General features: G+C 63.5%; 19 protein-coding genes. 1 reads left to right on the top strand and 18 read right to left on the bottom strand.

The features are described 5' to 3' along the window. Window positions 1–81: 81 nt before the first annotated feature. The 18 genes from ptsP to IPF85_RS08685 all read right to left on the bottom strand — a co-directional run bounded on the left by ptsP (window position 82) and on the right by IPF85_RS08685 (window position 24384). Window positions 82–2622, bottom strand: coding sequence for a phosphoenolpyruvate--protein phosphotransferase (gene ptsP, locus IPF85_RS08770; RefSeq protein WP_343407698.1), 2541 nt, complete (start codon window positions 2620–2622; stop codon window positions 82–84). Between the two features lie 89 nt (window positions 2623–2711). After that, on the bottom strand, window positions 2712–3233 hold the full coding sequence (locus IPF85_RS08765; protein WP_343407805.1) for a type 1 glutamine amidotransferase domain-containing protein: 522 nt from the start codon (window positions 3231–3233) through the stop codon (window positions 2712–2714). 145 nt (window positions 3234–3378) lie between these two features. Further along, window positions 3379–4017, bottom strand: a complete 639-nt coding sequence (locus IPF85_RS08760; RefSeq protein WP_343407697.1) for a methyltransferase domain-containing protein — start codon at window positions 4015–4017, stop codon at window positions 3379–3381. 98 nt (window positions 4018–4115) lie between these two features. Beyond that, entirely contained in the window at window positions 4116–5384 is a 1269-nt protein-coding gene (locus IPF85_RS08755) for an anaerobic glycerol-3-phosphate dehydrogenase subunit C (protein WP_343407696.1), read from the bottom strand. Between the two features lie 49 nt (window positions 5385–5433). Further along, window positions 5434–6717 (bottom strand): glycerol-3-phosphate dehydrogenase subunit GlpB, encoded by a 1284-nt coding sequence (glpB, locus tag IPF85_RS08750; RefSeq protein WP_343407695.1) that lies wholly within the window; start codon window positions 6715–6717, stop codon window positions 5434–5436. After that, window positions 6710–8479, bottom strand: coding sequence for an anaerobic glycerol-3-phosphate dehydrogenase subunit GlpA (gene glpA, locus IPF85_RS08745; protein WP_343407694.1), 1770 nt, complete (start codon window positions 8477–8479; stop codon window positions 6710–6712). The genes glpB and glpA overlap by 8 nt, the downstream gene beginning before the upstream one ends. A gap of 294 nt (window positions 8480–8773) precedes the next feature. Further along, window positions 8774–10270 (bottom strand): glycerol kinase GlpK, encoded by a 1497-nt coding sequence (glpK, locus tag IPF85_RS08740; protein ID WP_343407693.1) that lies wholly within the window; start codon window positions 10268–10270, stop codon window positions 8774–8776. A gap of 73 nt (window positions 10271–10343) precedes the next feature. Continuing rightward, window positions 10344–10979 (bottom strand): dihydroxyacetone kinase subunit DhaL, encoded by a 636-nt coding sequence (dhaL, locus tag IPF85_RS08735; protein ID WP_343407692.1) that lies wholly within the window; start codon window positions 10977–10979, stop codon window positions 10344–10346. A gap of 42 nt (window positions 10980–11021) precedes the next feature. Further along, the gene (dhaK, locus tag IPF85_RS08730; protein WP_343407691.1) at window positions 11022–12023 is read right to left on the bottom strand and encodes a dihydroxyacetone kinase subunit DhaK; all 1002 of its coding nucleotides are present in this window, start codon (window positions 12021–12023) and stop codon (window positions 11022–11024) included. Between the two features lie 111 nt (window positions 12024–12134). Continuing rightward, a complete protein-coding gene (locus IPF85_RS08725) occupies window positions 12135–12875 on the bottom strand; it encodes an MIP/aquaporin family protein (RefSeq protein ID WP_343407690.1) in 741 nt (246 codons plus the stop codon). Between the two features lie 420 nt (window positions 12876–13295). Then, complete coding sequence (locus IPF85_RS08720; protein ID WP_343407689.1) at window positions 13296–15293, bottom strand: sigma 54-interacting transcriptional regulator; 1998 nt, start codon at window positions 15291–15293, stop codon at window positions 13296–13298. A 58-nt stretch (window positions 15294–15351) separates the two neighbouring features. After that, on the bottom strand, window positions 15352–16764 hold the full coding sequence (locus IPF85_RS08715) for a hypothetical protein (protein ID WP_343407688.1): 1413 nt from the start codon (window positions 16762–16764) through the stop codon (window positions 15352–15354). Between the two features lie 149 nt (window positions 16765–16913). Continuing rightward, window positions 16914–17654 (bottom strand): NYN domain-containing protein, encoded by a 741-nt coding sequence (locus tag IPF85_RS08710; RefSeq protein ID WP_343407687.1) that lies wholly within the window; start codon window positions 17652–17654, stop codon window positions 16914–16916. Between the two features lie 88 nt (window positions 17655–17742). Next, on the bottom strand, window positions 17743–19077 hold the full coding sequence (locus IPF85_RS08705; protein WP_343407686.1) for a DUF1015 domain-containing protein: 1335 nt from the start codon (window positions 19075–19077) through the stop codon (window positions 17743–17745). A 104-nt stretch (window positions 19078–19181) separates the two neighbouring features. Beyond that, a complete protein-coding gene (locus IPF85_RS08700) occupies window positions 19182–20339 on the bottom strand; it encodes a hypothetical protein (protein WP_343407685.1) in 1158 nt (385 codons plus the stop codon). A 21-nt stretch (window positions 20340–20360) separates the two neighbouring features. Then, window positions 20361–21521 carry an aspartate-semialdehyde dehydrogenase gene (asd, locus tag IPF85_RS08695; protein ID WP_343407684.1) on the bottom strand — a complete coding sequence of 387 codons (1161 nt, stop codon included), beginning with the start codon at window positions 21519–21521 and terminating at the stop codon, window positions 20361–20363. A 191-nt stretch (window positions 21522–21712) separates the two neighbouring features. Beyond that, window positions 21713–22942, bottom strand: coding sequence for a nucleotidyltransferase family protein (locus tag IPF85_RS08690; RefSeq protein ID WP_343407683.1), 1230 nt, complete (start codon window positions 22940–22942; stop codon window positions 21713–21715). A gap of 197 nt (window positions 22943–23139) precedes the next feature. Continuing rightward, window positions 23140–24384, bottom strand: a complete 1245-nt coding sequence (locus IPF85_RS08685; RefSeq protein ID WP_343407682.1) for a hypothetical protein — start codon at window positions 24382–24384, stop codon at window positions 23140–23142. 340 nt (window positions 24385–24724) lie between these two features. Here IPF85_RS08685 and pruA point away from each other — a divergent pair, with 340 nt between their 5' ends. Beyond that, complete coding sequence (gene pruA, locus IPF85_RS08680) at window positions 24725–26284, top strand: L-glutamate gamma-semialdehyde dehydrogenase (protein ID WP_343407681.1); 1560 nt, start codon at window positions 24725–24727, stop codon at window positions 26282–26284. Window positions 26285–26310 lie beyond the last annotated feature (26 nt).

Raw genomic sequence — 26310 nt, 5'->3', positions numbered from 1 at the left:
ATTTTTGTCAAAGATCAAAAAACGGGCGCCGAATTAACTGCGTTCATCCTCCAGCCAACCTTTGCCACTTTGCCCGCTGCCTTAACCTGCGGGCAGGGCCGCGCGCACCGCCGCGCGCACCGCCTGCGCCGAGTTCAGCGTCAGCACATGCGACGCCAGATCGCGCAACGCCTGGCGGTTGAGTGTGCGCAGAAGTTGCTTGGCGGGTGGAATCGCAGCCGGGTTCATGCTGAACTCGTCCAACCCAAGCCCAAGCAGGATGGGGATGGCGGTCAGGTCGCCGGCCAGCTCGCCGCAGACCCCCACCCAGCGTCCGTGGTCATGCGCAGCCGTAATCACTTGGGCAATCAGGCGCAGCACGGCAGGGTGCAGCGCATCGGTCAGATACGCCACACGTGGATTACCTCGTTCGGCCGCCATGGTGTACTGCGTCAGGTCGTTGGTGCCGATGCTGAAGAAATCAACCGCGGGCGCCAGTTTGTCGGCCAGCACAGCCGCCGCCGGAATCTCGATCATGATGCCAACCTGCAGATCGGTGGGCGCGGGCACGCCGGCCGCGGCCAGGTCACGCTGCGCCTTGTCCAGCCAGCCGCGCACCATCACCACCTCGTCATAGGTGGCAATCATCGGGAACATGATGCGCACACGCCGCCCCACGGCCGCGCGCAGCAGGGCACGCAGTTGCGGCTCGATCAGATCGGGGCGCTCCCGGTACAGGCGCACAGCCCGTGTTCCCAAGAACGGGTTGTCCTCATGCCCCAGGGCGATATAGGCCAGTTCCTTGTCGCCGCCCACATCCAGGGTGCGCACGACAATCGGCCGCTGCCCCATCACCGCGAAGATGGCCCGGTAGATGTCGGTCTGCTCAGCTTCCGACGGCGCCACCGCGCGATCGAGATATAGGAATTCGGTGCGCAGCAGCCCTACCCCTTCGGCGCCCGCCGCCACCGCGGCCAGGGCATCGGCCACACTGCCGATGTTGGCGACCACTTCGACATGCATGCCATCGGTGGTCACCGCGGCCTGCTGGCTGGTTGCTGCGGCCTGCTGACGGGCATCCAGCCAGGCGCTGCGCCGCGCTTCCCAGGTCGCCACCGCAGCCGCCGCCGGCGCGATGATTACCTCGCCGCTGTCGCCATTCACCACCATCAACGTATCGGTGGGCACGGCCAACACGCGCGCGCCCAAACCAACCACGGCCGGAATGCCCAACGTGCGCGCCAGGATGGCGCTGTGCGAGGTGGAACCGCCCCGCGCCGTACACAGGGCCAACACCTGACTGCGATCCAGGTTGGCGGTGTCACTCGGCGCCAGGTCGTCGGCCACCAGGATGGCCGGCGCATCCAGGCTGAAGGTGGCGCGCTGGCCGGCCAGCGCCAACAGCACCTGGCGACCCACATCGCGCACATCGGCCGCGCGTGCCTGCAGATAGGCATCGTCCAGCGCCGCGTAGGCAGCAGCCGTTGTTTCGATGATGTCGTGCCAGGCCGCCTCCGCGCTATCAGCCTGCCCGAAGATGGCCGCTTGCGCTGGCTCCAACAGCGCCGGGTCATCCAGGAACAGCAGATGCGCGTCAAAAATGGCGGCTTCGGCCGCCGCGCCCTGTTGCCACAGGCGCGCGTGCATCTCCTCGATGTTTTGCCGCGCCACCTGCCTGGCGCCTTGCAGGCGCTCCCACTCGGCGGCCGGGTTGCTCACCCCCCGCTGACGCAGCACCACCGGCGGCACGGTCGGCTCGAAGCGCCGGACAGGGCCAATGGCAATGCCTGGCGCGGCCGCGATGCCTTGCAGGGACCGCAGCGGCTCGTCCAGGTCGGCCGACGCCGCTGTGAGCGCGGGCGCTGCGCTCACAGCGGCGTCGGCCGAGGGCGCTGCGCTGTCCACAGGCGTGATGCCGTCGCCAAAGCCAGTGTCTGCCAACTGCGCCAGCGCGGCCAGCGCAGCCTCAGCATCCGCTCCACTGGCGCCGATTTCGATCTCATCGCCCTGGCGGATGGCTTGCGTCGCCACCAGGTTGATGCTGTGCGCATTGACCGCAGGCCCGCCGCGGGTCACATTGCGCACCGTCATGCTGCTGGCAAAACGCCCCACAGTCCGTACGAACAACGCGGCCGGTCGGGCATGCAGTCCCAGGCGATTGCGCACCGTCAGGCGCAGTTGGATCACGCGCTCCGTGGTGCTGACAGGGGACGACACGACAGGCCCTGCGATCTGAACGCCCAGATGCGTGGCTTTGGGCAGCAGGGCGCTGCGCGCTTCGGCCGCGGTGACGGCCAGGGAACTGCCCAGGCCGGCCTGCACGGCTGCAGCCAGCGCGCCCTCCACCAGGGGGGCTTCGCACAGGAGAACCCGCTGCCGCGTCTCTTCGGTTACAAACTCAAGCGCCATTTCGGTGCTCAAAATGGCGCTGCCCAGGTCCATCAGGACCAGGACGCCGTCGGGGCCATCCACCGCTTCGATGGCCTGCTGCACCATGAAGGGGTCGGTGCCCAGCGCATGGTCGGGGCCATCCAGGCCGCCGGCCGCCGCAATTTTTACGCCAGGGGCCGCCATCTGGCGCGCCAATTCCAGAACGCCCTGGGCAAGGAAATAGCTATGGGATACGATGACGAGGCCAACCATAGAAACCTCTCGTGTGAGATTGTGGCTGGTAGGCGGAGACGATGCAACGAACGGATCGCCCCCGACCGTTCAGGACCAGCGGGAATGATCTAAGCGAGTGCGGCCACCAGTTCCCGGCAAAAGTAGGGGATGTCGGGCACGACGCGCCCCCACACCAGGTTGCCATCGCGGAAGGCCGCTTCATCCACCCAGGTCGCGCCGGCGTTCAGGAGATCATCCTTGATACCCAGGCTGCCGGTGCTGCGATGCCCGCGCACGATGCCGGCCGAGATGCCGACCAGGCCGGCGTGGCAGATCATGCCGACGATCTTGCCCTGCTCGTACACCTGGCGCACCAGGGTCGTGACGGCGGGATAGCGGCGCAGCTTGTCGGGCGCCCAGCCGCCGGGCACGATCAGGCCATCGAAAGCGGACGCCTGCACGTCGGCCGCCGCCACATCGGTCATTGCGGTCAGCGCGCCCGTCTTACTCTTGACCGTCTTGCCGGCTGTGATGCCGACGACGGTCACGCGGGCGCCCTCTTCCTGCATGCGCATCAGGGGCACCCAAAACTCCAGGTCCTCGAATCCTTCTTCAAGCAGGATGGCAATCCGCTTGCCTTCAAGTCGCAGTGTCATAACGATATCCTTGTTAGTAGGGGCGCACCCTTGCGGTCGCCCACGCGGGCAGGCGCAAGGCCATGCCCCTACCCCAAATTATTGAGAAGATGCGTGGTCGCAGGTGAGCGCCCGGCCGTCACGCCATTCAGGCGCGATTTCAATCACTGGCCCTGCAGGCGGGGCAGTCGAGAACTTCCGCCGTCTGCTGGAGCAGCGCCGCGGTCAGGCCGGCCGCGGGCAGCGGCTTGAACCCGACGGCGCCGCAACGGCAGGCATACCAGCCGCCGGCCACTGAGTTCCAGGGCACGCCGGCGGCCAGTTCGATCAACTCCACGCCGAGGCGCCAGCGTGCGTTCGTGATGAGATGCCGGCAGCCCGCGCGGCGCAGACGATCGGCGTAGGCGGCCAGGTGCGTGCAGTGCCGCATCAACAGAACGGCTGTGGTGATGCCCGCCGGCAGCGGCCAGGTGAGCGCATCCGCGCAGATCGCAGTCAGGTTGGCCGGTGGGGGCGTCGAGCCGGCCCGGACCAGCACAGCGGCCTGCCGTTCCAGCGCAATCACCTGGCGGCACTGCTGCGCCATGCGCCGCGCCAGGCGCAGATCACCGGCGCCGATGTCCAGCACCACATCGTCCGGCCGCAGGAGCGCCAGGGCGTCCACATACGTGGCTTCGTCACAGGGCGCCCAGGCGCTTTCCCAGTCCGCCGCCGTCCACGCGCCCCTACTTCCTACTTCCCACTTCCCACTTCCCACTTCCCACTTCCCACTTCCTACTTCCCACTTCCTACTTCCCACTTCCTACTTCCTACTTCCCACTTCCCACTTCCCACTTCCCACTTCCTACTTCCCACTTCCCACTTCCCACCCCCTTCCTACTTCCTACTTCCTACTTCCTACTCATGCAGCGGCCGGCGTTTCTCCAGGTCGTACAACCCATACGCAGCGGCCAGAACTTCGATCGGATGGCGGCTGGGCTTGTGGGTGCCATGCTCCAACTGCCAGCGGCACGTTTCGGAGTCGCAGGCGGTGATGGTGGCCTCCTCGCCCTGCTCGCGCACGAAGCGGAACAGCTCTTCGCCCACATCCATGCCGATCTGATATTTCTCCACCTTGTAGCCATAGGTGCCGGCGATGCCACAGCAGGGGGCGTGGCTGTCACGCACATCCAGGCCGGGGATCATCTCAAGGATCTCGAAGGCCGGCTTGCCCACGCGGTGCGCCCGATATTGGCAAGGCGCATGATACGGCAAGACCATCTCGATATTCTTGAAATCGGTTCTCAGCTCGCCCTTGTCGGCCAGTTCGATCAGCCACTCGAAGATGTCCCAGGTGCCCATCTTGAGCTGTTCGCTGGCTGCGTCCTGCATGTCCAGCAGTTCGGGCGCCTCTTCTTTGAGAGTCAAGGTGCAACTGGTGCTGGTGCCCACGACGGGGTAGCCCTGGGCGGCGTAGTCGGCCAGGTAACCGACGTTGTGCTCGTGAAGGCCGCGCGCCGCCTTGAATTCGCCGTTGCTCAGCATCGGCAGCCCGCAGCAGTTCTGCGGCGGCACGATCACCTCGTAGCCATGATGCTCGAAGACCAGGACGGCCGCCTTGCCGATGAACGGCTCGTAGTACATCGTGGCGCAGCCGTGGAAGTAGACCACCTTCTTGTCTGAGGCCAGGCGCTGGCCGGCGGTGCGCTTCATCCAGTCGCCGAAGGTGCCCTCCGTGCTCCAATGCGGCAGCGGCGCCTGGCGCGCGATGCCCATCACCTTCTCGGCCATGAAGCGGCTGAAGGGGTTGTGCATCGCCAGGTTGGCCAGGGCCGGCGCGTAGCTGCCCACCTTGCCCAACATCTCGTTGCGGCCCAGGAGACGATTGCGCAAGGGGATGCCGTGTTCGGCCACCATCTGCGCGCGGGCGCGGGCGTTGATCTCGGCAATGCGCACGCCGGTGGGGCAAACCTCATTGCAGACGCGGCAGCCGGAGCAGTAGTCCACCGAATGATCGGGCGAGTGGGGCTGGCCGTTCTCGCGGAAGCGCTGCGCCTGCGGCCCGGAATACTTGGGGCCGTGGAACTGATCGGTCACCGCGGCCACCGGGCAGTAGCTCGTACAGATGTTACATTTGATACACTCGTCGAGCGATTCGCCGACCGAGTGCCAGGAAATCGTGTGCATAAGGATAGTCCGTGTTCGTGAAAGAAATTCAAGCGCCAGGCCAGCGGCCCTACGCTGCCTGCAGGAGTCGCGTCGCCGCGGCGCGACCGCTGGCAATGGCAACCCCTTCCAGGCTGCGCTCCTGAATGTAATCCCCGCCGGCCAACAGGCCGCCGGCCGCCCACAGGTTGCGATAAACGGGGGTCCCATCGCCCTTGAGCGGCTGCCAATCGCCATTCACCGCCACACCACCGCGGAAAACCGGGTGCCCCTGCGGATCCAGAAACTGCGGCTGGAACCACTGATGGCGCTGCTGCGGCACGGTCAACGGCAGGTCGAAGATCACTTCCCACACCCGGCCCAGGTGATTGCTGTTGAAACCGCCGCCCAGGATGCCGCCCGTCGCCAGCAGATACTTGGCCGCGCGGTGCTTCAGCGGCCGCGCACTGGTAGAAGTCTCCACCCACTGAATGTTTCCCGCGTCCCCCTCTGCATCCCCCTCTGCATGAAAGCCAATGCCCTCCATGCCGATCTCGACCCGCACGCCCAGCGCTTCCACATGCTTGCGCAAGGCCGCATGCAGGCGAATGCCAGGCACGCTGGGCGGCAGGGTGGGGATTTCAAAGATGACGGCGCCGGTTTGGGTGCGCAAATCATCCAGCACACCCAGGTGATTGGCCAGGCCCAGGATAGCCGGCAGACCGATGCGCTCCCCCGGCTTGAGCAGGCGCTTGAGCTCAGCGCCCAAGCGGGCCGCCGTCGCCGCATCGTCCAGCCCATGAGCCAACTGCACGCTGTTGCGGTCATGCTGGCTGTTGAGCAGGCTCAGGGGCAGGAAGGCCGCACGCGCGGCAAAGCCCTGCTTGTTCAGGTTGGCCGCGATCAGTTCGGGATAGAAGTCGCGCATCCCCTGAAAACCGACGATCAGCATCGGTTCCGGCCGGCTGAGATCGCCGCCGCGCTGGGCGCGTGGCGCCAGGAACGCGGGTCGCGGCGCGCCGACGGGCGATGGCAGCAGCAGGTTGCCGCCGTTGGCGCTGCCTTCGTAGGGCACGCCAAGCTCATGAGTCAGGGCCACGAAAGAATCGAGCGCGCTGGCAACGCCCTCACGGCCGAGCAGGCTGTAGGGATGGGGGGCCGGCACACCGGCGATCATATCCAGCGGGCGCTGCACCAACGCGGGCGCGGCGCCCTCAGCCGCCGGCGCATAGCCGAGCACATCCACGGTGCCCGCGGCCCAATGTGTGGCGCTCAAGCCTTTGGCGATGAGCCGCACCCGTGCGCCGGCCTGCGCAGCGGTGATAGCGGCCTGGAGGCCGGCCAGTCCAGCGCCGATTACAAGTAGATCAAGCATGGTCGCGCTCCGTTTTCTCGTTCGGCGTGGTGTCGAACTGCCAGAACGTGCTCAGCGGGCCTTGCCGGTCGCCGTCGGGCAGATGATCGGCATTCAGCAGGCTGAGGTAGATCAGTTCATCCAGGCGTTCCTGCTTGAGCTGCTGCGCCCACAGGATGGGCGTCAGCCCTTTCCAGCGCTCTTGCAGGAAATCGCGCAAGAGCAGGTTGGCATCCTCCACTGTAATGGCCTGATTGGACAGCGGCGAAGGGGCCGCGGCCGCCGCGCCGTTGTTATGCGCGGGCGACTGCAGGTAGGCCACTTCCCACGTGGCGTCACTTGCGCTGACTTGCAGCGGTGGGCGGGCATCCGCTTGCTGCTTGCTGCCCAGCTCGTGCAAGATGCCGCAGGCGCGATAGGTGCAGAAGCCGCCCTGGCAAGGCCCCATACCCAGGCGCACATCACGGCGCAGATCGTCCAGTGTCACCAGGGGATTGCGCCGCACGGCATTCTCGACCATCGTGCGCGTCACCAGCTCGCACTCGCACACCAGTTCGCCCTGCAGCTTGAGGTCTTCGACTTCGTGCAGGCGATGTCCCAGCCAGTAGTGCCCCTGCTCGATGCCTGGCACGACCGTCTCGGCCGTCACACAGGGTTTGCGGGCGCCGATTTGCTCGCACGCGGCGTCCACGGCTTTTTCAGCCATCAGGCGGAAGGTGGTCCACTTGCCGCCGGTCATAGTGAGGAAACTCTGGACGCCATCACGATTGTTGTGGCGCAGCAGAGTGAAGGCGCGCGTGGCATCGCGACTGGAACCGCTGTAATGTTCCTGATAGAGGGGCCGCACCCCGGCCCATGTGCGCACCACACGGGCTTTGGAAATGGAAGGAACCAGCTTCTCGCCTTCGCTCAACATCAGATAGACTTCCCACGGTTCGATGCGCAGGTCTTCAGGGTTGGTGACGCGTTCGTCCGTGGTGCCGATGACGGCCACGGTATGAATCGGCACGATGATATCGCCATCGGCCGGTTTTTTGCAGCGGTTGATGACTGTGTTGACGACACGGTGGTTCATAGCCACCAGTGTGCCCTTGCCGGGGATCACATCCACGCGGATGCCAGCCATCTTGGCAAGCTGACCGGCCCACGCGCCGGTGGCGTTGACGGTCATGCTGGCGTAGATCGCCATCTCTTCGCCGGTGGTCACATTGCGCACCTGCGCGCCGGCCACGCGGCGGTTGCCATCGCCGCCCTCCAGAAGAAGGGCGATCACTTCATGGTAAACGAGGGTCTGCGCGCCAACGCGTTGCGCGGCCTGGGCCGTGGCGTGCGTGGACAAGAAGCTGTCCGCGGCGCCATCGGGCACTTCGAAGACGCGGCTGATGCGCGGGTTCAACAGCGGCTCACGGCGCAGCGCCTCGGCCACGGGGATTTCGGCGCAAGGCACGCCGCACTTCTCACATGCGGCCTTGAACAGATCAGGGTATTCCCCCTCATCTTCTGGCGTCACAACAAAGAAGCCGCTGGTATCTTCGATGCAATGGGCATGGGTCTTGCGCAGGATGCGGTTTTCGGTAATGCACTCCACCGCGCTGCCAGGGTCCTTGACGACATAGCGGCCGCCGCTGTGCAACAGGCCGTGGTAGCGCCCGGTGGTGCCATGGGTTAGGTCGCGTTTCTCCACCAGGATGACCTTGAAGCCACGGAGTGCCGCATCCCAGGCAATTCCCGTACCGGTGGCGCCACCGCCAATCACGAGAATGTCAGTATCTAGACGTTTCATAGAAAAATCTCATTCCTGAATGGTTACGATGAAAAAAGACCGAAGGGGCACAAGCACCCTTCGGTCTTTTCACCCTACGTCGTAAGTCCTGAAGGGCGCAGGTCGCAGACACGATGTCTGCCGGACGGCCCATTTTCGGTGCTCACTGGTTCCGCAGGCCACTAACAGCACGTGGTGCGCAGTCCACGGACCGGCACAAGTGTCAGGGAGGGCAGGCGGCAGGCCCACCCTCTCCCCCTCTCCCCCTTCCCCCTCGTTGAACGAGGGGGAGAGGGGGAGAGAGGAAAGAGAACGTTAGGCGATCCAATCGAAGGTGCGGGTGACGGCCTTCTTCCAGTTGGCATACTGCGCCGCGCGATGGTCCGCATCCATGTTCGGCTGCCATTCCTTGTCCTTGCCCCAGTTCGCGCGCAGGTCCTCGACCTTGGCCCAGAAGCCGACGGCCAGGCCGGCGGCGTAGGCGGCGCCCAGGGCTGTCGTCTCGGCCACGGTTGGGCGGATGACAGGGACGCCGAGGATGTCGGCCTGGAACTGCATGAGCAGTTCGTTGAAGACCATGCCGCCGTCCACCTTGAGGGCAGTCAGCGCGACGCCGGAGTCGTTGTTCATGGCATCGAGCACTTCACGCGTCTGGAAGGCGGTGGCCTCCAGGGCGGCGCGGGCGATGTGGCCCTTGTTGACGTAGCGGGTCATGCCGACGAGCGCGCCGCGGGCATCACTGCGCCAGTAGGGCGCAAACAGGCCAGAGAACGCGGGCACGAAGTAGATGCCGCCGTTGTCTTCGACGGTCGCGGCCAGGGCTTCGACATCCGAGGAGCGCGAGATGAGGCCCAGGTTGTCACGCAGCCACTGCACCAGCGCGCCGGTGATGGCGATGGAGCCTTCCAGGGCATAGACGGCCGGTTCGTCACCGATCTTGTAGCCCAGGGTGGTGAGCAGGCCGCTCTTGCTCGGCACGGGCGTGGTGCCGGTGTTGAGCAGCATGAAGCAGCCGGTGCCGTAGGTGTTCTTGGCTTCGCCAGCGCTGAAGCAGGTCTGGCCGAAGAGAGCCGCCTGCTGATCGCCCAGGTCGCCTGCCACAGGGATGCCGGCCAGGGCGCCCTTGGCGCTGCCATAGACCGCGCTGGAGGCGACGATCTTGGGCAGCATGGCGCGTGGCACGCCCATGATGCCCAGAATCTCATCGTCCCAGTCGAGGGTGTTGAGGTTCATGAGCATGGTGCGACTGGCGTTGGAGACATCGGTCACATGCACGCCGCCGTCGGTGCCGCCGGTCAGATTCCAGATGACCCAGGTGTCAATGTTGCCGAAGATGGCATCGCCGGCCTCTGCGGCTGCGCGCACGCCCGCGACATTGTCGAGAATCCAGCGCACCTTGGGGCCGGAGAAGTAGGTCGCCAACGGCAGGCCCACTTGGGCGCGGAAGCGATCCTGACCACCATCGGCTGCCAGGGCGTTGCAGATATCGGCCGTGCGCGTATCCTGCCAAACGATGGCATTGTAGTACGGCTTGCCGGTGTTGCGATTCCACACGACGGTGGTCTCACGCTGATTGGTGATGCCGACCGCGGCAATGTCGGCCGGGTCAATATTGCCCTTGGCCAGGCCGCCCTTGACAACTTCATCGACGCGGGTCCAAATCTCCATCGGATCATGCTCGACCCAACCCGGCTTGGGATAGATCTGCTCATGTTCCTTCTGGTCGAAACAAACAACTTTTCCACTGTGGTCGAACACCATGAAGCGGGTGCTGGTGGTGCCCTGGTCTATCGCTGCTGCATACTTAGCCATGTACGAATCCTCCTTTGGATTCCGAAACTATGTAGATGACAGACTCTATGGCCTGTCCGGATCGAGCGTGATCTTATGAGTTTGCCCAGGTTTCGGCGGCGCACTTCAAGATCAGGAAGGTCGAAGTGGCGCCAGGGTCCTGGTGCCCTGCACTGCGTTCGCCCAAATAGCTGGCACGTCCCTTGCGTGCCACCAGGGGGATCGTCGCTTTCATGCCTTCTTCGGCGGCCTGAACAGAGCGTGTCAGGGCCAAACCGATCGTTGCGTTCTGCACGACCGCATCCTTGAAGGCTTCGAGGGCTGGCGTCAGGGCATCTACCATCGTCTTATCGCCGAGAACGGCCCTGCCGCGCATAACAACGCCATTGACCGCGGCTTCCAGCGCGGCGCCCCAGTCGGCGGCCGAGAGGTCTTGTTTACCGACCGAGACCGCGCCTGCCTGCATGAAGAAGGTGCCATAGAGCGGCCCGCTGGCGCCTCCGACGGTGGAGACTAACGTCATGCCGACCGTCTTGAAGATGGTGCCGATGTCTTTGTCGCTGACGGCGGGCAGCTTGGTGAGGACGGCCTGAAAACCACGCGTCATGTTGGCGCCGTGGTCGGCATCACCAATGGCCGAGTCGAGTTGGGTGAGGTAGTCCTTGTTTTCAGCGAGCACGCCAGCAACGTTCTTGATCCAGTCGAGCACATCTTGACGCGAGATTGTCATGGTCACCTGTTAATGCTGTTTAATGCAACGAGTTTGCAAGACTCATACACCCCAGCGCAGGCCCACGGTCTTCACCGGTGCGTCCCACAGCTTGAGGAGGTCAGCATCCAGCTTGAGCAACGTGATCGAGCAGCCGGCCATTTCGAGGCTGGTGATGTAGGAGCCGATCAGGTTGCGCGCGATCTTGATACCGTGGCTCTCGCAGATCTGCGCCAGCTTGCGATAGACGACATACAGTTCGATGAGAGGGGTGCCGCCCATGCCGTTGACAAAGGCCAGGACTTCGTCACCCGCCTGGAAGGGCAGGTCCTCGATGATTGGCTCGGCCAGCATCTCGGTGATTTCGTCGGCCGTGGCCAGCTTCATGCGCTTGCGGCCTGGCTCGCCGTGGATACCGACGCCGATTTCCATCTCATCTTCAGGCAGATCGAAGGTGGGCTTGCCGGCATGGGGCACGGTGCAGGAGGTGAGTGCCATACCCATGCTGCGGCCCCAGGCGTTGACTTTGCGACAGACATCGGCCACTTCTTTGAGAGAGCGACCCTCTTCCGCGGCCGCGCCCGTGATCTTCTCGGCCAGGACGGTGATGCCAACGCCACGACGGCCGGCTGTCCAGAGGCTATCCTTCACAGCCACGTCGTCGTTGGTCACTACCGCTTCGACCTCGATCCCCTCTTCGCGCGCCATTTCGGCCGCCATCTCGAAGTTCATGATGTCGCCGGTGTAGTTCTTGACGATGTGCAGCACGCCCGCGCCGCCATTGACGGCCTTGGTCGCTTCCAGCATCTGATCGGGCGTGGGGCTGGTGAAGACCGCGCCGGGGCAGGCCGCATCCAGCATACCCATACCCACGAAGCCACCATGCATCGGCTCATGACCGGAGCCGCCGCCAGAGATCACGCCCACTTTGCCCTGCACCGGTGCATCGGCCCGTACAATAAAGTTCGGGTCATAATGCACTGTCACCAGGTTCGAGTGTGCGTAGACAATCCCTTCCAGTTCCTCGCGAACGACATCTTCGGGTTTATTGATCAGTTTCTTCATATAGCCATTCCTTTCATCACAGCAATCGCCTCAACACGCTGGCACGGTCACGAATCAGGGGGCCTTGCGAAGGCCTGAAGTCAGGCCTTCACAAGGGAAAAGCGCCGAGGGTTAGAAACTGCCGAGTCCTGTGTACAGGAGGCCCGCAATGACAGCACCGACGATGGGGCCAACCACTGGAATCCAGGAGTAGCCCCAGTCGCTGTCACCCTTGCCTGCGATAGGCAGGACGAAGTGCGCAATGCGAGGGCCGAGGTCACGAGCCGGATTGATGGCATAACCGGTGGTGCCACCGAGCGCCAGACCGATCACCCACACGAGGAAGGCCACGGGGATAATGCCCAGAGCGCCCATGTTCAACGGCACGGCCGAGCCAGACGAATCCATCACGGCGCCCTTGATCGCCAGGATGCCGAACACCAGCGCGAAGGTGCCGATGATTTCAGAAACCAGGTTCCAGGTCATGCTGCGAATGGCCGGGCCGGTCGAGAAGACGGCCAACTTCAGGCCAGTATCCTTGGTCTCGGCCCAGTGCGGGAAGTAGTGCAACCAAACCAGGGTGGCGCCAATGAAGGCGCCAATGAATTGGGCAATAATGTACGGGAAGACATTGGCCCACGCAAACTTACCAGCCACGGCCAGACCAATCGTGACGGCCGGATTCAAGTGCGCACCGCTGACGCTCGCCACCGAATAGGCGCCCACAAAGACCGCCAGCGCCCAGGCTGTGGTAATGACAATCCAGCCGGAATTGTTACCCTTGGTCTTGGCCAACAAAACGTTGGCCACCACACCATCACCCAACAGGATCAGCAACATCGTGCCAATCACTTCACCCATAAACGGAGACATCGTAAGTATTCCTCCAACCTTGTCTAATACATCGTTCACTGCCGTGCCGGCAGCTCGAAATCAAACGACTCTCATGAGGGAGCGTACCTACCTCGATGCGCGCGGGGTAAGGCGCGTCGAGTCACAAGCTAGCGCAGGGTTGTGTGGGGTGTGACAGTCCTCCTTTCTCATGGTCGCCTTGCTCGGAACAAGGCTTGGCACGACGCGGCTCCAATTAATGAGACCAGCCACGAACCGCCTGGGGTGCATGTCACTTTGCCGGTGTGACCCAGCCCATGCCTTAAGCGGTTTCCGAAAAAATCACACAAGATCAGATTAACACAGCGTGACCGCAGTGTCAATCAATTGGATAATTTTTGTTTCAAGGTGAAACGGAAATTGCGACAACTGTTCAATTCTGAAACAGAGGGGTGGTACCAATTACCCATCGGGTTGAAAGTGGTGCGCGGTCAGGTTGAAGAAGCGCATCTTGCGCCATAACGTGGTGCGGCTGATGCCGAGCAGGTGCGCCATTTCGGTCAGATTGCCGTGCGTGGCCCAGCCGGCGCGAATGAGCGCCTCGCGGTTCCATTCATCCATGTTGAGCACCGGTTCGGCTTTTTCGCGCGTGGGCACGATGACCGCGCCGCGGCGGACGCTCTCCGGTAAATGGGCCACGTCAATGGGCTGACCGCTGGCTACCAGGCTGCTGGCGCGCTCCAGGGCGCTCTCCAGTTCGCGAATGTTGCCTGGCCAGGGGTACTTCTTCATCAGGTGCAGCGCCTCCGGCGTGACCGTGGCCGCATTGGCCGGCTGACTGGCGTGCATGCGGCCCAGGATGGTGTCTATCAGTTCGGGTAGATCCTCACGCCGCTGGCGCAGGGAGGGCATGTCAATCACGATCGAGCTCAGGCGATAGACCAGGTTGGCCTGAAACGCGCCCTCGGCCACCAGGCTGTCCAGATCGGTGTCGGTGGAGGAAATCACGCGCACATTGACCGGAATGACGCGGGTGCCGCCCAGGCGCATCACCTCGCCGGTTTCGATCACGCGGCCGAGCACGGAATGGAATTCGAGCGGGATCGTCTCTACTTCGTCCAGGAACAGGGTGCCGCCGAAGGCCAGCTCGAACTTACTGGGGCGCCCTTCGACGCGTGCGCCGCTGAAGGCGCCGCTTTCATAACCGAGGAACTCACTCAGAAACAGGTCACGCGGGAAGGCCCGGCAGTTGACGGCAATGAAAGGCCCGTTGGCGCGGCTGCTGGCGTTGTGGATGGCGCGCGCCACGACGTGTTTACCCACCCCTGACTCGCCCTGCAACAGGACGTTGCCGCGGCCGCGTGCGGCGCCGCGCGCCTGATTGCGCACGCGCTGGATGTCGGCCGATTTGCCCTTGAGATCGTCGAAGGTCATCGCGGCCTGCGCGCCGGACAGGCGATAGAAGATCTGGTGAATCTGCTGAATGGGCTGCAGCGTCGCCAGAAAGCCGATCGGTGGCGCGTCGCCAATGCGAATTGGCTTCAGATTCAACATGCAGTAGACCGGGCGTCCGTTGACCAGCAGATGAGCCTCGACATCGCGCAACGGCTTGCCAAGCTCCATCGCTTCGCGTAGGTCGGCCGGCGCCTGCACATAGCGCTGCAAGGGGTGCCCCACGACGAGGCGCGGGTTGAGGGTCAGCAGCTCGGCCGCTTGCCGATTCATCTGCGTGACGATGCCGTCGCGATCCCAGGCCAGCACCCCATCCGCGATGGATTCCATCGTCGCATTGAGCAGGGTCAAATGGGTGTTGGCATCCAGGTGCATCACGTCGGCGGCCAACTGGTTTTCCAGGGCGCGCGCGCCGGCCACGACGATGCCGGTCGAATGGGAATGACTCATGCTGCCCAGACCGAGGATGCCCAACACGCCGATGGGGCGTCCACTGGGCTGAAAAATGGGCGCGGCCGCATCCACGAGATGATGAAAGCAGGCCAGGAAATGCTCCGCGCCGACCACCTGCGCCGGCATACGTTCGGCCAGGGCCAGGGCGAAGGCGTTGGTGCCCACGCGCCCCTCATCCCAGTAGGTGCCGGGAGTCAGCCCCAGGCGGGTGGCCTCTTCTTCCATGTGGGCGTCGCCCAGGGTGAGCAAAACGCAGCCGGTGTTATCGAGCAGCACCATCAGACTGCGGTCGCCCTCGATGACCTGGAAGATGTCTTCCATCACCGGGCGCGCAATGGCCAGGAGATCGAACTGGCTGATGAGCAGGCGGCGCAGAGCCTGTTCATTCAGGCGGGCTAACTGAGGTTGGGCAAAGGGGTTGAGCAAGGGAGCACAGCGGCGCCAGGAACTGACCACCACCGGGTCCACCGCGTCCGGCTGCGCGCGCGTTTCGATAAATGTGCGCCAGCGCGCGGTCAAGATCTGCAGGTCAAGCGGATACGAGGTTGGTTGCATAGGTCATGGACCGTTCAGTGATCAAAAGAGAGCCTGCGTCAGGCGCGGCGGCGATGGTTCAGCGCCGGAAGGGCAGCAGGAGCAGGGCGGGCAGGCAGCCCTTATGCGGCGAGGGCGCCGGGTGAACGCCGCCGCTGCCTGTTCCACCGGGCGGCGTTGGCTGACCCACATGCAGCAGGCGGGCGCTGAGCTGGCCGGCTGCGTCGTAGTCCACGCGCACAAAGGCCAACTGGCGCTGGTTGGCATAGGCATCCGGGTGACGGAAGAGGTCTTCCCACTGCGCCGGGGTGGCATGAGAAAAATCAGCCGCGCCGATCCAGGCGCCGCTGTTGATGTAGGTGGCCCCATCCGCCAGGGGGAAAGTTTCTGACACGTGGGTATGACCAAATGTCACCAGGCGCGCCTGGGTTTCGGTGGCGATGCGCTGGGCTTCGCTGCGCAGGCGCCGCCGATACTCATCGGCCAACTGTTCCGCGCGCGCCAGGGCAGCGGCCGGCGTGAGGTCACGTGCGGAGGGCAGGAGGGTGTCGTCCGTGCTGACGTCGCGCAAGGCTTCCAGCACACGCGCCTCGAACTCCTGACGGAAGGCGCGGTCCGACTCGTAGCGTGCCTGCAGGGCGGGCAGGTCGTCGGGATCGGCCAGGTCTGCTTCCAGGGCGGAGATGGCGTCAATTTGCTTGGGAGAGACCTCGCGCGGCAGCCCCAGGCGCGGGACAGCAGCCAGCAGGAGTTTGAGCGCCCTGGCCGCAAAGGGGAAATCGTAGTGCAAGCCATACCAGATGAGGCCCGTCATCGGCGCCACGCCGTCCACCCAGTAGCGCTCACGTTCGATCTGGTTGAAGTATTCGAACACGAAGCGCGATCCCCACACCAATTCCAGCCTGGTGGGATCCTGCGGGTCGAGCGGCGCGCTGGGGTTCTGAAAACGGTTGACCGATTCAGTGTACTGATTGCCATGCTCTACGTAGACGCCGTCGGTCAGATAGCTCAACGGCGGGAACTGGAGCAAGTTGACCACTTCTCCGGTGGCGCCCAGGAGATGGCGCAGGACATCCTGCACGCCGGGCCAGTAGAGCTCCGGGTCGTGATTGCCCCGCAGAATGACGACGTTGCGCCGCGGTTGGTGGCTGATGAAATCGGCCAGGACAGCAAAGAGGCCCGGATGGCCCTGCGTGATGTGCGTCAGTTTGAGAAGGGCTGAGGCTTCGTCGTTGGCAGCATACGCGGCCGGCGGGTAGGGTTCGGTCGGGTCAAAGCGCACGACCGCAGGCACCTGCAGCATCTCCATAAAATCGCCATTGATGATGAATTCCATGTCAGCGCCGGTGCGGTTGCTCTCCGCAGTCAGGCCATGCACCCACTCCACAAAGTCAATGTCGCTGATGAAGTCTTCGAGGCGATTACCGCCGGCGCCCTCCAGCCCAGCGCCCAGGTGCAGGTCGCTGATGATGATTTTTGTCTTGGCCGTCATGATGTCCTCCCGAAAACTCCTACTTCCTACTTCCCACTTCCCACTTCCCACTTCCTACTTCCTCATTCCTACTTCCTACTTCCTACTTCCTACTTCCTACTTCCTACTTCCTCATTCCTACTTCCTACTTCCTACTTCCTACTTCCTACTTACGTATTGTCCTCCGCCTCGTACAACAGGCTGCTCCAGAGGCCGTCATCCTCAGGCTCGAGCGCGGGGGTCGGCTCGGTGGGCGCGGGCGCGCGGCCGGCGCCGTTGGAGTTGAGCGGGAGGCTGGCTGTTTCAGCGGTGATGGGCGGCGCGGCTTCGGTTTCGAGGCGCACCGCGGGCCGAGCCGGCTGGCCCGCGCGGGTGAGCAAATCCTGGTAAAAGACGAAGTGATCTACGGCGCGTCCCAGGTAGATCGAGGTGGTGTCGGTGACGCCGACGCCGATGACCATTTTGCCCTCCATGCGCAGGGCGCGCACCAGCGGGATAAAGTCACGATCACCGCTGATGAGGACGAACACGTTGAGATGCGGATAGCGATAGAGCACACGCATCGCGTCTACGCACAGATGCATGTCCACGCTGTTCTTGATGGAGCCGTTGTTGGTGCCTGGGCGGCCGTACTGGTAGCTGGGCACGAAGACCGGGTCAATGTCTTGCGCATGAAGGATAGATGACACGGTGGGCGCATGGCGACGCCAGTCGGCATAGGCGCGGGCGATGACCACGCGACCAAAGCTGCGACAGCAATCCATGAGAACGCCGAAATCAGGGTTCAGGTTGAGGCAGTTGCGCGTCGAATAGACGATATTCTCGAAATCAAAAAAGACGGCGACGTCCTGAGGTTCGGCGCTCTCGTCACGCTTCGGCCCTGGATTGCCTGCAACGGCGCGCGTCGACATCGGGTCGGATGATGGCTGGGGAGATGGCTGTTTCCACTGATTTGATTGACTCTGCTGATTTGGTTGATTCTGATAACCCATAAAAACCCTATTGAACCGTTTTTGATCTGTTGCATATTCTGTGTTTTGTTCTGTTGCTTAGGGAGGCCACGTCGTGCATGACGATGCCTGAAATGAGTTTAGGATAGAAGTAGGTGGCCTTCTGCGGCATGACCAGACCGGCATCGGCCACGGCGCACAGTTGGTGCAGCCCCGTGGGGTTGAGCAGGAACGCGGCCTGAATCTGCCCCTGCTGTACAGCCTCGATCACCTGGTCCAGGTTCGGTTCGTAGGCCACAAAGCGTTTATCGGCCAGGTCGTCGGTGATGTGGCGCAAAACGGGGCGCAGCACCCATTCCTGCAGGCGGATGACATCGAGATCGGCCAACTCGGCCGGCAGGTCGGCCGGCAGGGTGAGGTGCGGCTGTGGTCGCAGGAGCCAGCCGCCGGTTGTGCCGGGCAGGAGCAGGCCAAAATAACCGGCGCCAGGCATGGCTTGCCTCAGCGCCGCGGCCAGCGCGTCGGCCGCGGCGTAGCGTTGTATTTCGAACCCGGATTGCAGCGCGGCCAGCACATCTTCCGACCAGAGACCCGGCACATCGTGCAGGCAGCGATGCGCAGCCAGGACACGGACGCCGGGGTCCTCGATGGGGGCGGCGAATGTCAGCACGTAATCCCAGGGCTGCTCACCGCCGCCGTCCCCCCGTTGTTGCTGATAGTTGAGTGCCGTTTCGTACCGATGATGACCGTCCGCCACGTACAAGGTGCGGCCGGCCAGGGTCTCGGCCACGTAGGTGATGAGCGCGGGGTCGTGCAGCGGCCAAAGGCGATGTTCGATGCCGTCGTCAGCCACGAAGGCGGCAATCGGCATGGCGGAGGTCAGTGGCCGCAGGGCGTTCAGCACAGCACCGCTTGGGTCGCGGAAGAGGGTGAAGATGGCGCCGGTCTGCATGGCGGTGGCCTGTAAGAGGGCCAGGCGGTCCGCCTTGGCGCCGGGAAACGTTTTTTCATGCGGCAGGATACCCTGACCCCAGGGCGCCAGGCGCAGGCTGCCAAAGAAACCGGTGCGCTGCAGACGTTCGGCGCTGCCCGGCAACCGGAAGGTTTGCTGATAGATGTAGAAGGTTGGCCAGGGGTCACGCTGCAGCACGCGACGCTGGCGCCAATCGTTCAGGGCCACGGCCGCGCGGGTATAGCGATTGTTTTGGTCGTCATCGGCCGGCTGTTCGAGTCCCAGCTCTATCTGAATCAGATTCGCGGGATGGCGGGCGTAGGACGCGGCCTGGGCGGCCGGGCTGATGATGTCGTACGGGGGCACAAGCAGATCGGCCAGGGCCGGAGCATCGGCATAACGCCAGGCTCGAAACGGGCGCAGGACAGGCATGAGTGCAATTTCTCCGAAAACAAAAGACGAAGGGCGCCCGCCCCCATGTTCAGCCAGTTGCGGTCGTCATTCGTCTCTGGTTGCTAAACGTGGAGGGGAGACGGCTAGGGCAGTTGCCCGGCAATGGTCTCGCCCACCACATGCGCTTTTACCCGGTGCAGAGGGCGGTATCCCTCTTGCGCCTGTTCAGGGGTTGGCAGGGAGGCCTCATCCGGTTTGTCGGATAGGACCATGACCACGGCGCCGCGCTGTTTGAGCCAGGCGCCGACCTCCATCACTTCACGCGTCAGGCAGATCTCCCGCGCCAACAGATCGCTGACGGAGGTTGTGTCGGGCAGATTGCCCATGCGGGCTGCGGTTGCCAGGTACTCACGGCGGCGAAACGTCTTGAAGGGTGTGGGGTCGTCTGCTTCCAGGCGCTTGTAGAAGCTGAAGTGCATGTCGGCCAGTTCTGGCTGGGCGCCGCCGGCCAGGCGCGTATCGGCCCAGCGCACAAACTGCATGAAACCGTAATTGGGGGCATCCGCGATGCATTCCAACAGGCCGCGTAACGAAATGACCCCTGCGCTGATGATCAGGCAGACGTACGCCAGGTAGTCCTGGTTGTCGGCGGTGAAGCGATGGTGGCTGGGTTGGTTGAGCTCGCGATAGGCTTCTTCGAAGATGATCTGGTTGAACTTGTCGCCCAACATCTCGATCATGGTGACGCGCAGGCCGGCCAGGCGTGCTTCATCAATGACATGGCTGTTGCGGCCGCGCGCGCCAATGGCTGTCTTGTCCATATCAATGACCAGGGCTGTCCGTTCGTCGCAGAAGGCGCCCTGCTCCAGGATGGTGTGTACCCAGCGCGCCAGGTCCTGCCAACGACCGGCGATTATGACGTTGTCCTTATCTTGCTCCCAGGTGGACGCGCCCGGTCTGTTTTCATCGGCGCCGCTGCCCACGAACGCCCAGCCGTTCCAGCGGCCCTGGCGCCGGAGGTGACGAAAAGCATCGCCATCGGCGAGGGCCGTGTCCCCCAGAAAGAGCAGCTCCTTCACTGTGCCCTGGGGCTGATCGAGCTTGCGCGCGCGCATGACCAGCCACGCGGCGGCGCGTGCGTAGTTCTCTTCATGCTTGCGGGGGATGCGCCGCGAGGGCAGGTCCATTTCCATCCAGGCATCACGCAATCCGGGGATCCGCTTGTCCTGGATATTCAGATTGCGGTACACAACCAGGTCGCCGGCGAGGTCAGCTAACGTTGCAGTTCCAAAGAGATTCATAAGAACAACTCCACAGCGATGCTAGGCATGTTGCCACAAGGGCAACTGGGTGGCCCGCAATGCTGCCTGCACGGGGGCAGCGATGGCCCGTTCGCCAAAATAACCCTGGGCAACCATGAGTTCTGCATTGAGCACGGAGCCGCCCGCGGCGCCGCGCAGTGTGTTGTGACCAAGAAGGACAAATTTGTAGCTCAACAACTCACATGGCCGCAGACGCCCGACACTGGTCGTCATGCCGTTGCCGGCCAGCCGGTCACGCCGCGGCTGGGGTCGGTCCGCTTCAGCGCGGACTTCGATGAAGTGGGCAGGAGCCGTGGGCAGGCCCAGTTGTTGCGGTAGGCCGCGGAAGTTCTCCCAGGCGCTCACCATCTCGACCTCGGTCGCGGGGCGGTCCAGCTCCACTGAAACACATTCCAGATGACCGTCGCGCGTGGGCACCCGATTGCAGTGGGCGCTGATGCGGAAATTGGCCGGCATGATGCCGTCCACCGCGTAGAGGCCCAGCATCTTGAGCGGCTCGGTCTGCACCTTGTCCTCTTCGTTGCCGATGTAGGGAATGACGTTATCGGTGATGTCGAGTGCAGAGACGCCCGGATAGCCGGCGCCGGAGACGGCCTGCATGGAAACCACGAAGACGCGGCGCAAGCCGAAGGCGTCGTGCAGCGGCTTGAGCGCGCAGGTCAGATGGGTGGCGGTGCAGTTGGGGTTGGTGACGATGAAGCCGCGCCAGCCGCGCCGCGTGCGCTGTGTTTCGATGAGCGCCGCATGCTGCGGGTTGACTTCGGGAATCAACAGCGGCACGTCAGGTTCAGCCCGGTGGGAACCGGCGTTGGAATAGACCGCATAGCCGGCTGCTGCCAGGGTAGGCTCCAGGTCTTGCGCAATGTTGTTGGGCAAGGCGGAGAAGAGAATCTCGCAGTCCATGCCAGGTTGACCCGGCTCCAGTGTCATCGTGCGCACAGCTGCGGGCATTGGTTCGTCCAGATACCAATGGCAAGCGTCGGCAAAGCGTTTGCCCGCAGAACGATGGGAGGCGGCCAAAACGCTCAACTCGAACCAGGGGTGATTGGCAAGCACCTGAATGAAGCGCTGACCGACGGCGCCGGTGGCGCCGAGGACACCCACACGGATCTTGCCGGCCTGGCGCGGCAGATTTTCCGAAACACTCGATGATTCGCCCATATCCACTCTCGCGCGTGCTGTCGTCGTCCATAGGATCACAGATTCGCTCAAGACGACGCTACTGTTGGCTATAATACCCTTACGCCAGACATACGTCAAGTTCGGCTGGCGAAGGGAATCCTGAGAATGGCCTGGGCCGCGGAGAGGTAACGATCGAAGTGCAGGCGCACCTTGCGCGCGTTGGCGAAAATCTACGACCGATATTGACTGAAGGCTTTGCTGCGGAGCGCGACACGCGCAGCGCGGGCAGCAAAACCCCCCACGATGCGCAGGGGATGAAGCAGGAGAGCATACGCATAGGCGTGAATCGTGCTGTCCAGGGCATAGTTCGTTTTTTGCCAACGGACACCGGGGAACAGGCGCTGCCACAGCCAGGCGATGACGCCGGGCAGGGTATCAATCACGGCCACGTTCAAGACGCGGCCGGCATCTTCCTGCGCGGGCGCGACATCCACCGTCAGGATCAGTTCCAGGTCAACCAGGCGTAACAGCAAGCGCTGGCGCCAGGGCGCAGGCGCGAGCGCGCGCAAGGTGTTTTCCGGCACGGCCGCGCCCAGGAGGTCATGCGCCAACTGCAGAGCGAGAAAAACAATGGCTTCTGCCTGGTAGGTGCGTGCGCGTGCGGTCAGGCGTTCCCAGTTGATGCGCGTGCGCTGCGTGGCGGTCATCCAGGCAATGTCCACATAGCCGGGCAGGCCGGTGAAGCCGTGGTGCATGGCGCGGTGCAGACACAGGTGCAGCAGCATGTCTTCGGCGGCCAACTGCACAACCGGCTGCCCGGCAAGGGTCAGCGGCTGCGCCCGTTGCCACAGGGCATCGCTATCAATCTTGAGCGGGGCGGTGAAGTTCCAATGATGCACCAGGTTCTGATGAAATTCGAGGGCCAGGGTTTCGGTGTGGGTGCCTTTGGCAAAAGAAAGCTCGCCGTTGAAAAATTCGTCGTTGGTCTCAGCCCCGGTGGCGGTGGTGTAGTAGCCGAGCGGTTGCAGGGCTTGCCGCACACGCGGGAGGTCGGCGGCATGCACGAGGATGTCAATATCAGCCATGGGCCGCAGGCCCACGTCAGGGTAGGTGGTTTCAGCCAACACCACGCCTTTGAGCAGCAAGGGAACCACGCCGTGGCTGCGTAACGTCGCCAGCACCGGCTCCAGTTCTGTGCTGAACAGCAGTTGGCGACGCACGGAGGCGTAGTATTCCTCACTAAGGCGCTGGCGCACCTCCGCCGGCGCCAGGTCGAGCACCCCCTCGTGACGCAGGGTATAGAACAGTAGGGGCGCCAGGTTCGCCGACGTGGCCCGCGCCGCGAGAGCCGCCCAGCCGGCTGCATCCAGGCGATGCAGGCTGCTCAAGTCGTGCGGCGGTGGGCGAATGACCATCAAGAGGGCCTGGTCGGGCAGGGCAAGCGTTGTCGGTGAAAACATGGCAGGTGATCTTGGCAATCAGAGACGTAGAGAATGACGACACGGCAGGGTGATGGGTAGCATACCATGCCATTTCTGGCGTGTCAAACCTGGACTGCAGAAATCTTGAAAACAACAAGGCGCAGCCCTCGCCCGCGGCTGCGCCTCATTGATTCTGTTACGCGCGGCAGGGTGCCGGCGTGCGGTAAAAAGTGATCTCAGGCGCGCGGCGCAACGGGGCGTCGTTTGAGCATCGCCAGGGCCAGGCCCAACAGCAGGCCGCCGCCAACCAGCGCCAGGGTCATATCCGAACCGCGGGCGCTGAAGTCATCCAACCCAACGGCGGTGGGCGCCGAGAACGAGATGGTGTAGGTCTCGGTGGTATCGGTGCCGGTGTTGACCGCGCCGGGGATGTAGCCTCCGCCCACCCACATCTTGCCCGAAAGTCCATCAGGCGCCACGATGAAGGCGCCGGCGTGATTACGCCGCGCCTGAATGAGCGCCGCAAAGGTGGTCCAGGAGTTGCCGGCCGCGTCATACAGGAAGCTGTCTGGCAGTGCGGTGTTGGTCGCGTTCCACTGACCGCAGCCCGCCAGCACGACCTTGCCGGCCAACGCCCAGCCGCTGCTGCTGTCGAAGCCAAAGGCGCGTGATTCATCACAGCCAGGGCTGCCCGACGATGGCAGGGGCAGGGAGGCTTTGGCCTGCCAGCCCGCGCCCAGGTTGGCGGAGTCGAGCATGAGCACATCGGCATACGGGAACAGGCTGGTGCCATCGAAGGTGTCGCCGCCGATGGAGTAGACCTTGCCATCCAGCACCGCGCCGGTCTGATAGGCCCCGTTCATGGGCAGCGCCGGGCCAGCGGTCCAGCGCGCGCCGCCGGCCGCCATGGGATCGAAGATCCACGTCTCACTGCCGGTGAACGGCGCGGTGGTGCCGCCACAGAAACCGCCCCAGGCGTAGGCCTTGTTGCCCACCACCTCGACGGCGCCGGGGAACACGCGCTCACCCGGGTTGACCTGGCCGTTCCAGGGGTCGGTGGCCACGGTCGCGGTCGTATTGGTACCGGGATAGAAGACCTGCACGGTGTCCGTACACAGGCCCGCGCTGTCGCGACCACCAAAGATGTACAAGCCCACGCCGTTGCTGTCAGTCAGCTTGGCGATGTGATAGTTGGAGACAGGCACCGGCATGTCCACGCCGGTGTCGCCCCAGGAATCGGCGACAGGGTCATACACCCAGACGCTGCCATCGGTCTCACCGGTGGGCAGACGGAAGCCGAGCACATACATTTTACCGCCGGAGACTTCGCTGTCGTAGCGAACCATCTGGGCCGGCAGCAGCGATCCGTTGACCCACGGCCCGTCAGTCGGCGCGCTGGCCGACGCGCCCCATGAGACGACCAATGTCAACAGGAGCGCACACGAGAGAGTCAATGTGAACAGGCGACGAGTACGTTTCACGAGAGTTGCTCCTTTCCAAGAAAACCTGGACAGCATGAACGAGGTGAGCCATGACGTCCGGCGGTGAGCTGTCCGGGCAACCGCCGACGCAGCATGCAATCTGACACGTAGCAGAAACATCGCGGGGTCACAGAACAATAGTGGGCGAGACTATCCGGTTTGCCCCATGGCGAGGCGCCGGTCACGATGCCACAAGCATACCACGCGGCGGCGCGCCTGTCAACAGTCACCCATGCCAAGATTGGCGTCTTTGTTTGACGATTCTATGCCAACCTGATAAGATTCAATGGAGAGTCCCGCTAGCTTTTTGCGTATCGCGTATCAACGAGGAGGTTGATTCATGTTAGCTCCCTTTCGCAATGAACCGATGACCGACTTCAGCAACCCGACCCAGATCAAGGCTTTCGAGGCTGCGCTGTCGAAGGTGGAGTCGTGGCTGGGCCGCACCTATCCAATGGTCATTGGCGGTGAAAAAATCTATACCGATGAAACGTTCGACTCGCTCAATCCGGCCAACCCCAGCCAGGTGGTGGCCCGTTTTGCCCGTGCGACGCCTGAACATGCCAACCGCGCGGTGGAAGTGGCCCATGATGCTTTTCACGAATGGCGCAAGGTGCCCTACGAAACGCGGGCGCGCTATCTGTTCAAGCTGGCCGAGCTGATCCGCAAGCGCAAGCATGAATTCAGCGCGATCATGGTCTACGAAGTGGGCAAGAGTTGGCCTGAAGCCGATGCCGATACGGCCGAGACCATTGACTTCTGCGATTACTACGCGCGCCAGATGCTGCGCCTGGGCGGCGCACAGCCGGTGGAACCGTTTGCCGGCCGCGACGCCGAACTGCGCTACATCCCGCTGGGCGTCGGCGTGGTCATCCCGCCCTGGAACTTCCCCGGCGCCATCATGGCCGGGATGACAGCCGCCAGCCTGGTGACCGGTAACACCGTGGTCCTCAAGCCAGCCAGCACATCGCCCTGGATTGCCTGGTTCCTGAGCGAGATGCTCTATGAGGATTTGCGCCTGCCGCCGGGCGTCCTCAACTTCCTACCAGGGCCGGGCGGCAAGATGGGCGATGCGCTGGTGGATCATCCGCTGACGCGCCACATCGCGTTCACCGGCTCCAAAGAGATCGGCCTGCGCATCTTCCAGCGCGCGGCCGTGCAGCAGCCAGGACAGAAGTGGCTCAAGCGCACGCTGCTGGAGATGGGCGGCAAGGATGCCATCCTGGTAGATGAAAGCGCGGACCTGGACGCGGCCGCGGACGCGATTGTGGCCTCTGCGTTTGGCTTTCAGGGGCAAAAGTGCTCTGCCTGCTCACGCGCCATCCTGGTGGAAGATGTCTACGATGAGGTCGTGGATAAGGTGGTGCGCCGCGCGGCCAAGATCACCGTGGGGCCAACGATTGACCCCGCCCATTGGATGGGGCCGGTGGTGGACGCCAAAGCCTACGCCAAGATGTGGGAGTATATCGAAATCGGCACGCAGGAAGGCAAGCTGCTGCTGGGCGGTCAACCCCTCAGCCACAACCCCACCAACGGCTATTTCGTTCCGCCTACGATCTTTGGCGATATTGATCGCAACGCCCGCCTGGCGCAGGAAGAGATCTTCGGCCCGGTTCTGGCCTGCATCAAGGCGAAGTCCTTCGAGGACGGGTTGGATGTGGCGAACGGCACCGAGTACGGCCTGACCGGCGCCATCTTCAGTCGTCACCGCGCGCGCCTGGAGCGGGCACGTGAGGATTTCCACGTGGGCAACCTTTACCTCAACCGCAAATGCACGGGCGCGCTGGTCGGCGTGGAGCCGTTTGGCGGCTTCGACATGAGCGGCACCGATTCCAAGGCCGGCGGCGCGGACTACCTGCTACTCTTCACGCAGGCCAAGGTGATCAGCGAAGCAATCTAGCGCCTTCGAGCAAAATTCTGGCGCAG

The sequence above is a fragment of the Candidatus Amarolinea dominans genome (assembly GCF_016704685.1).
In the GTDB taxonomy this organism is placed as follows: Bacteria; Chloroflexota; Anaerolineae; order SSC4; family Amarolineaceae; genus Amarolinea; species Amarolinea dominans.
Note: the sequence above shows the minus strand (reverse complement) of the source record. Positions and strands in the feature narration are given on the sequence as shown.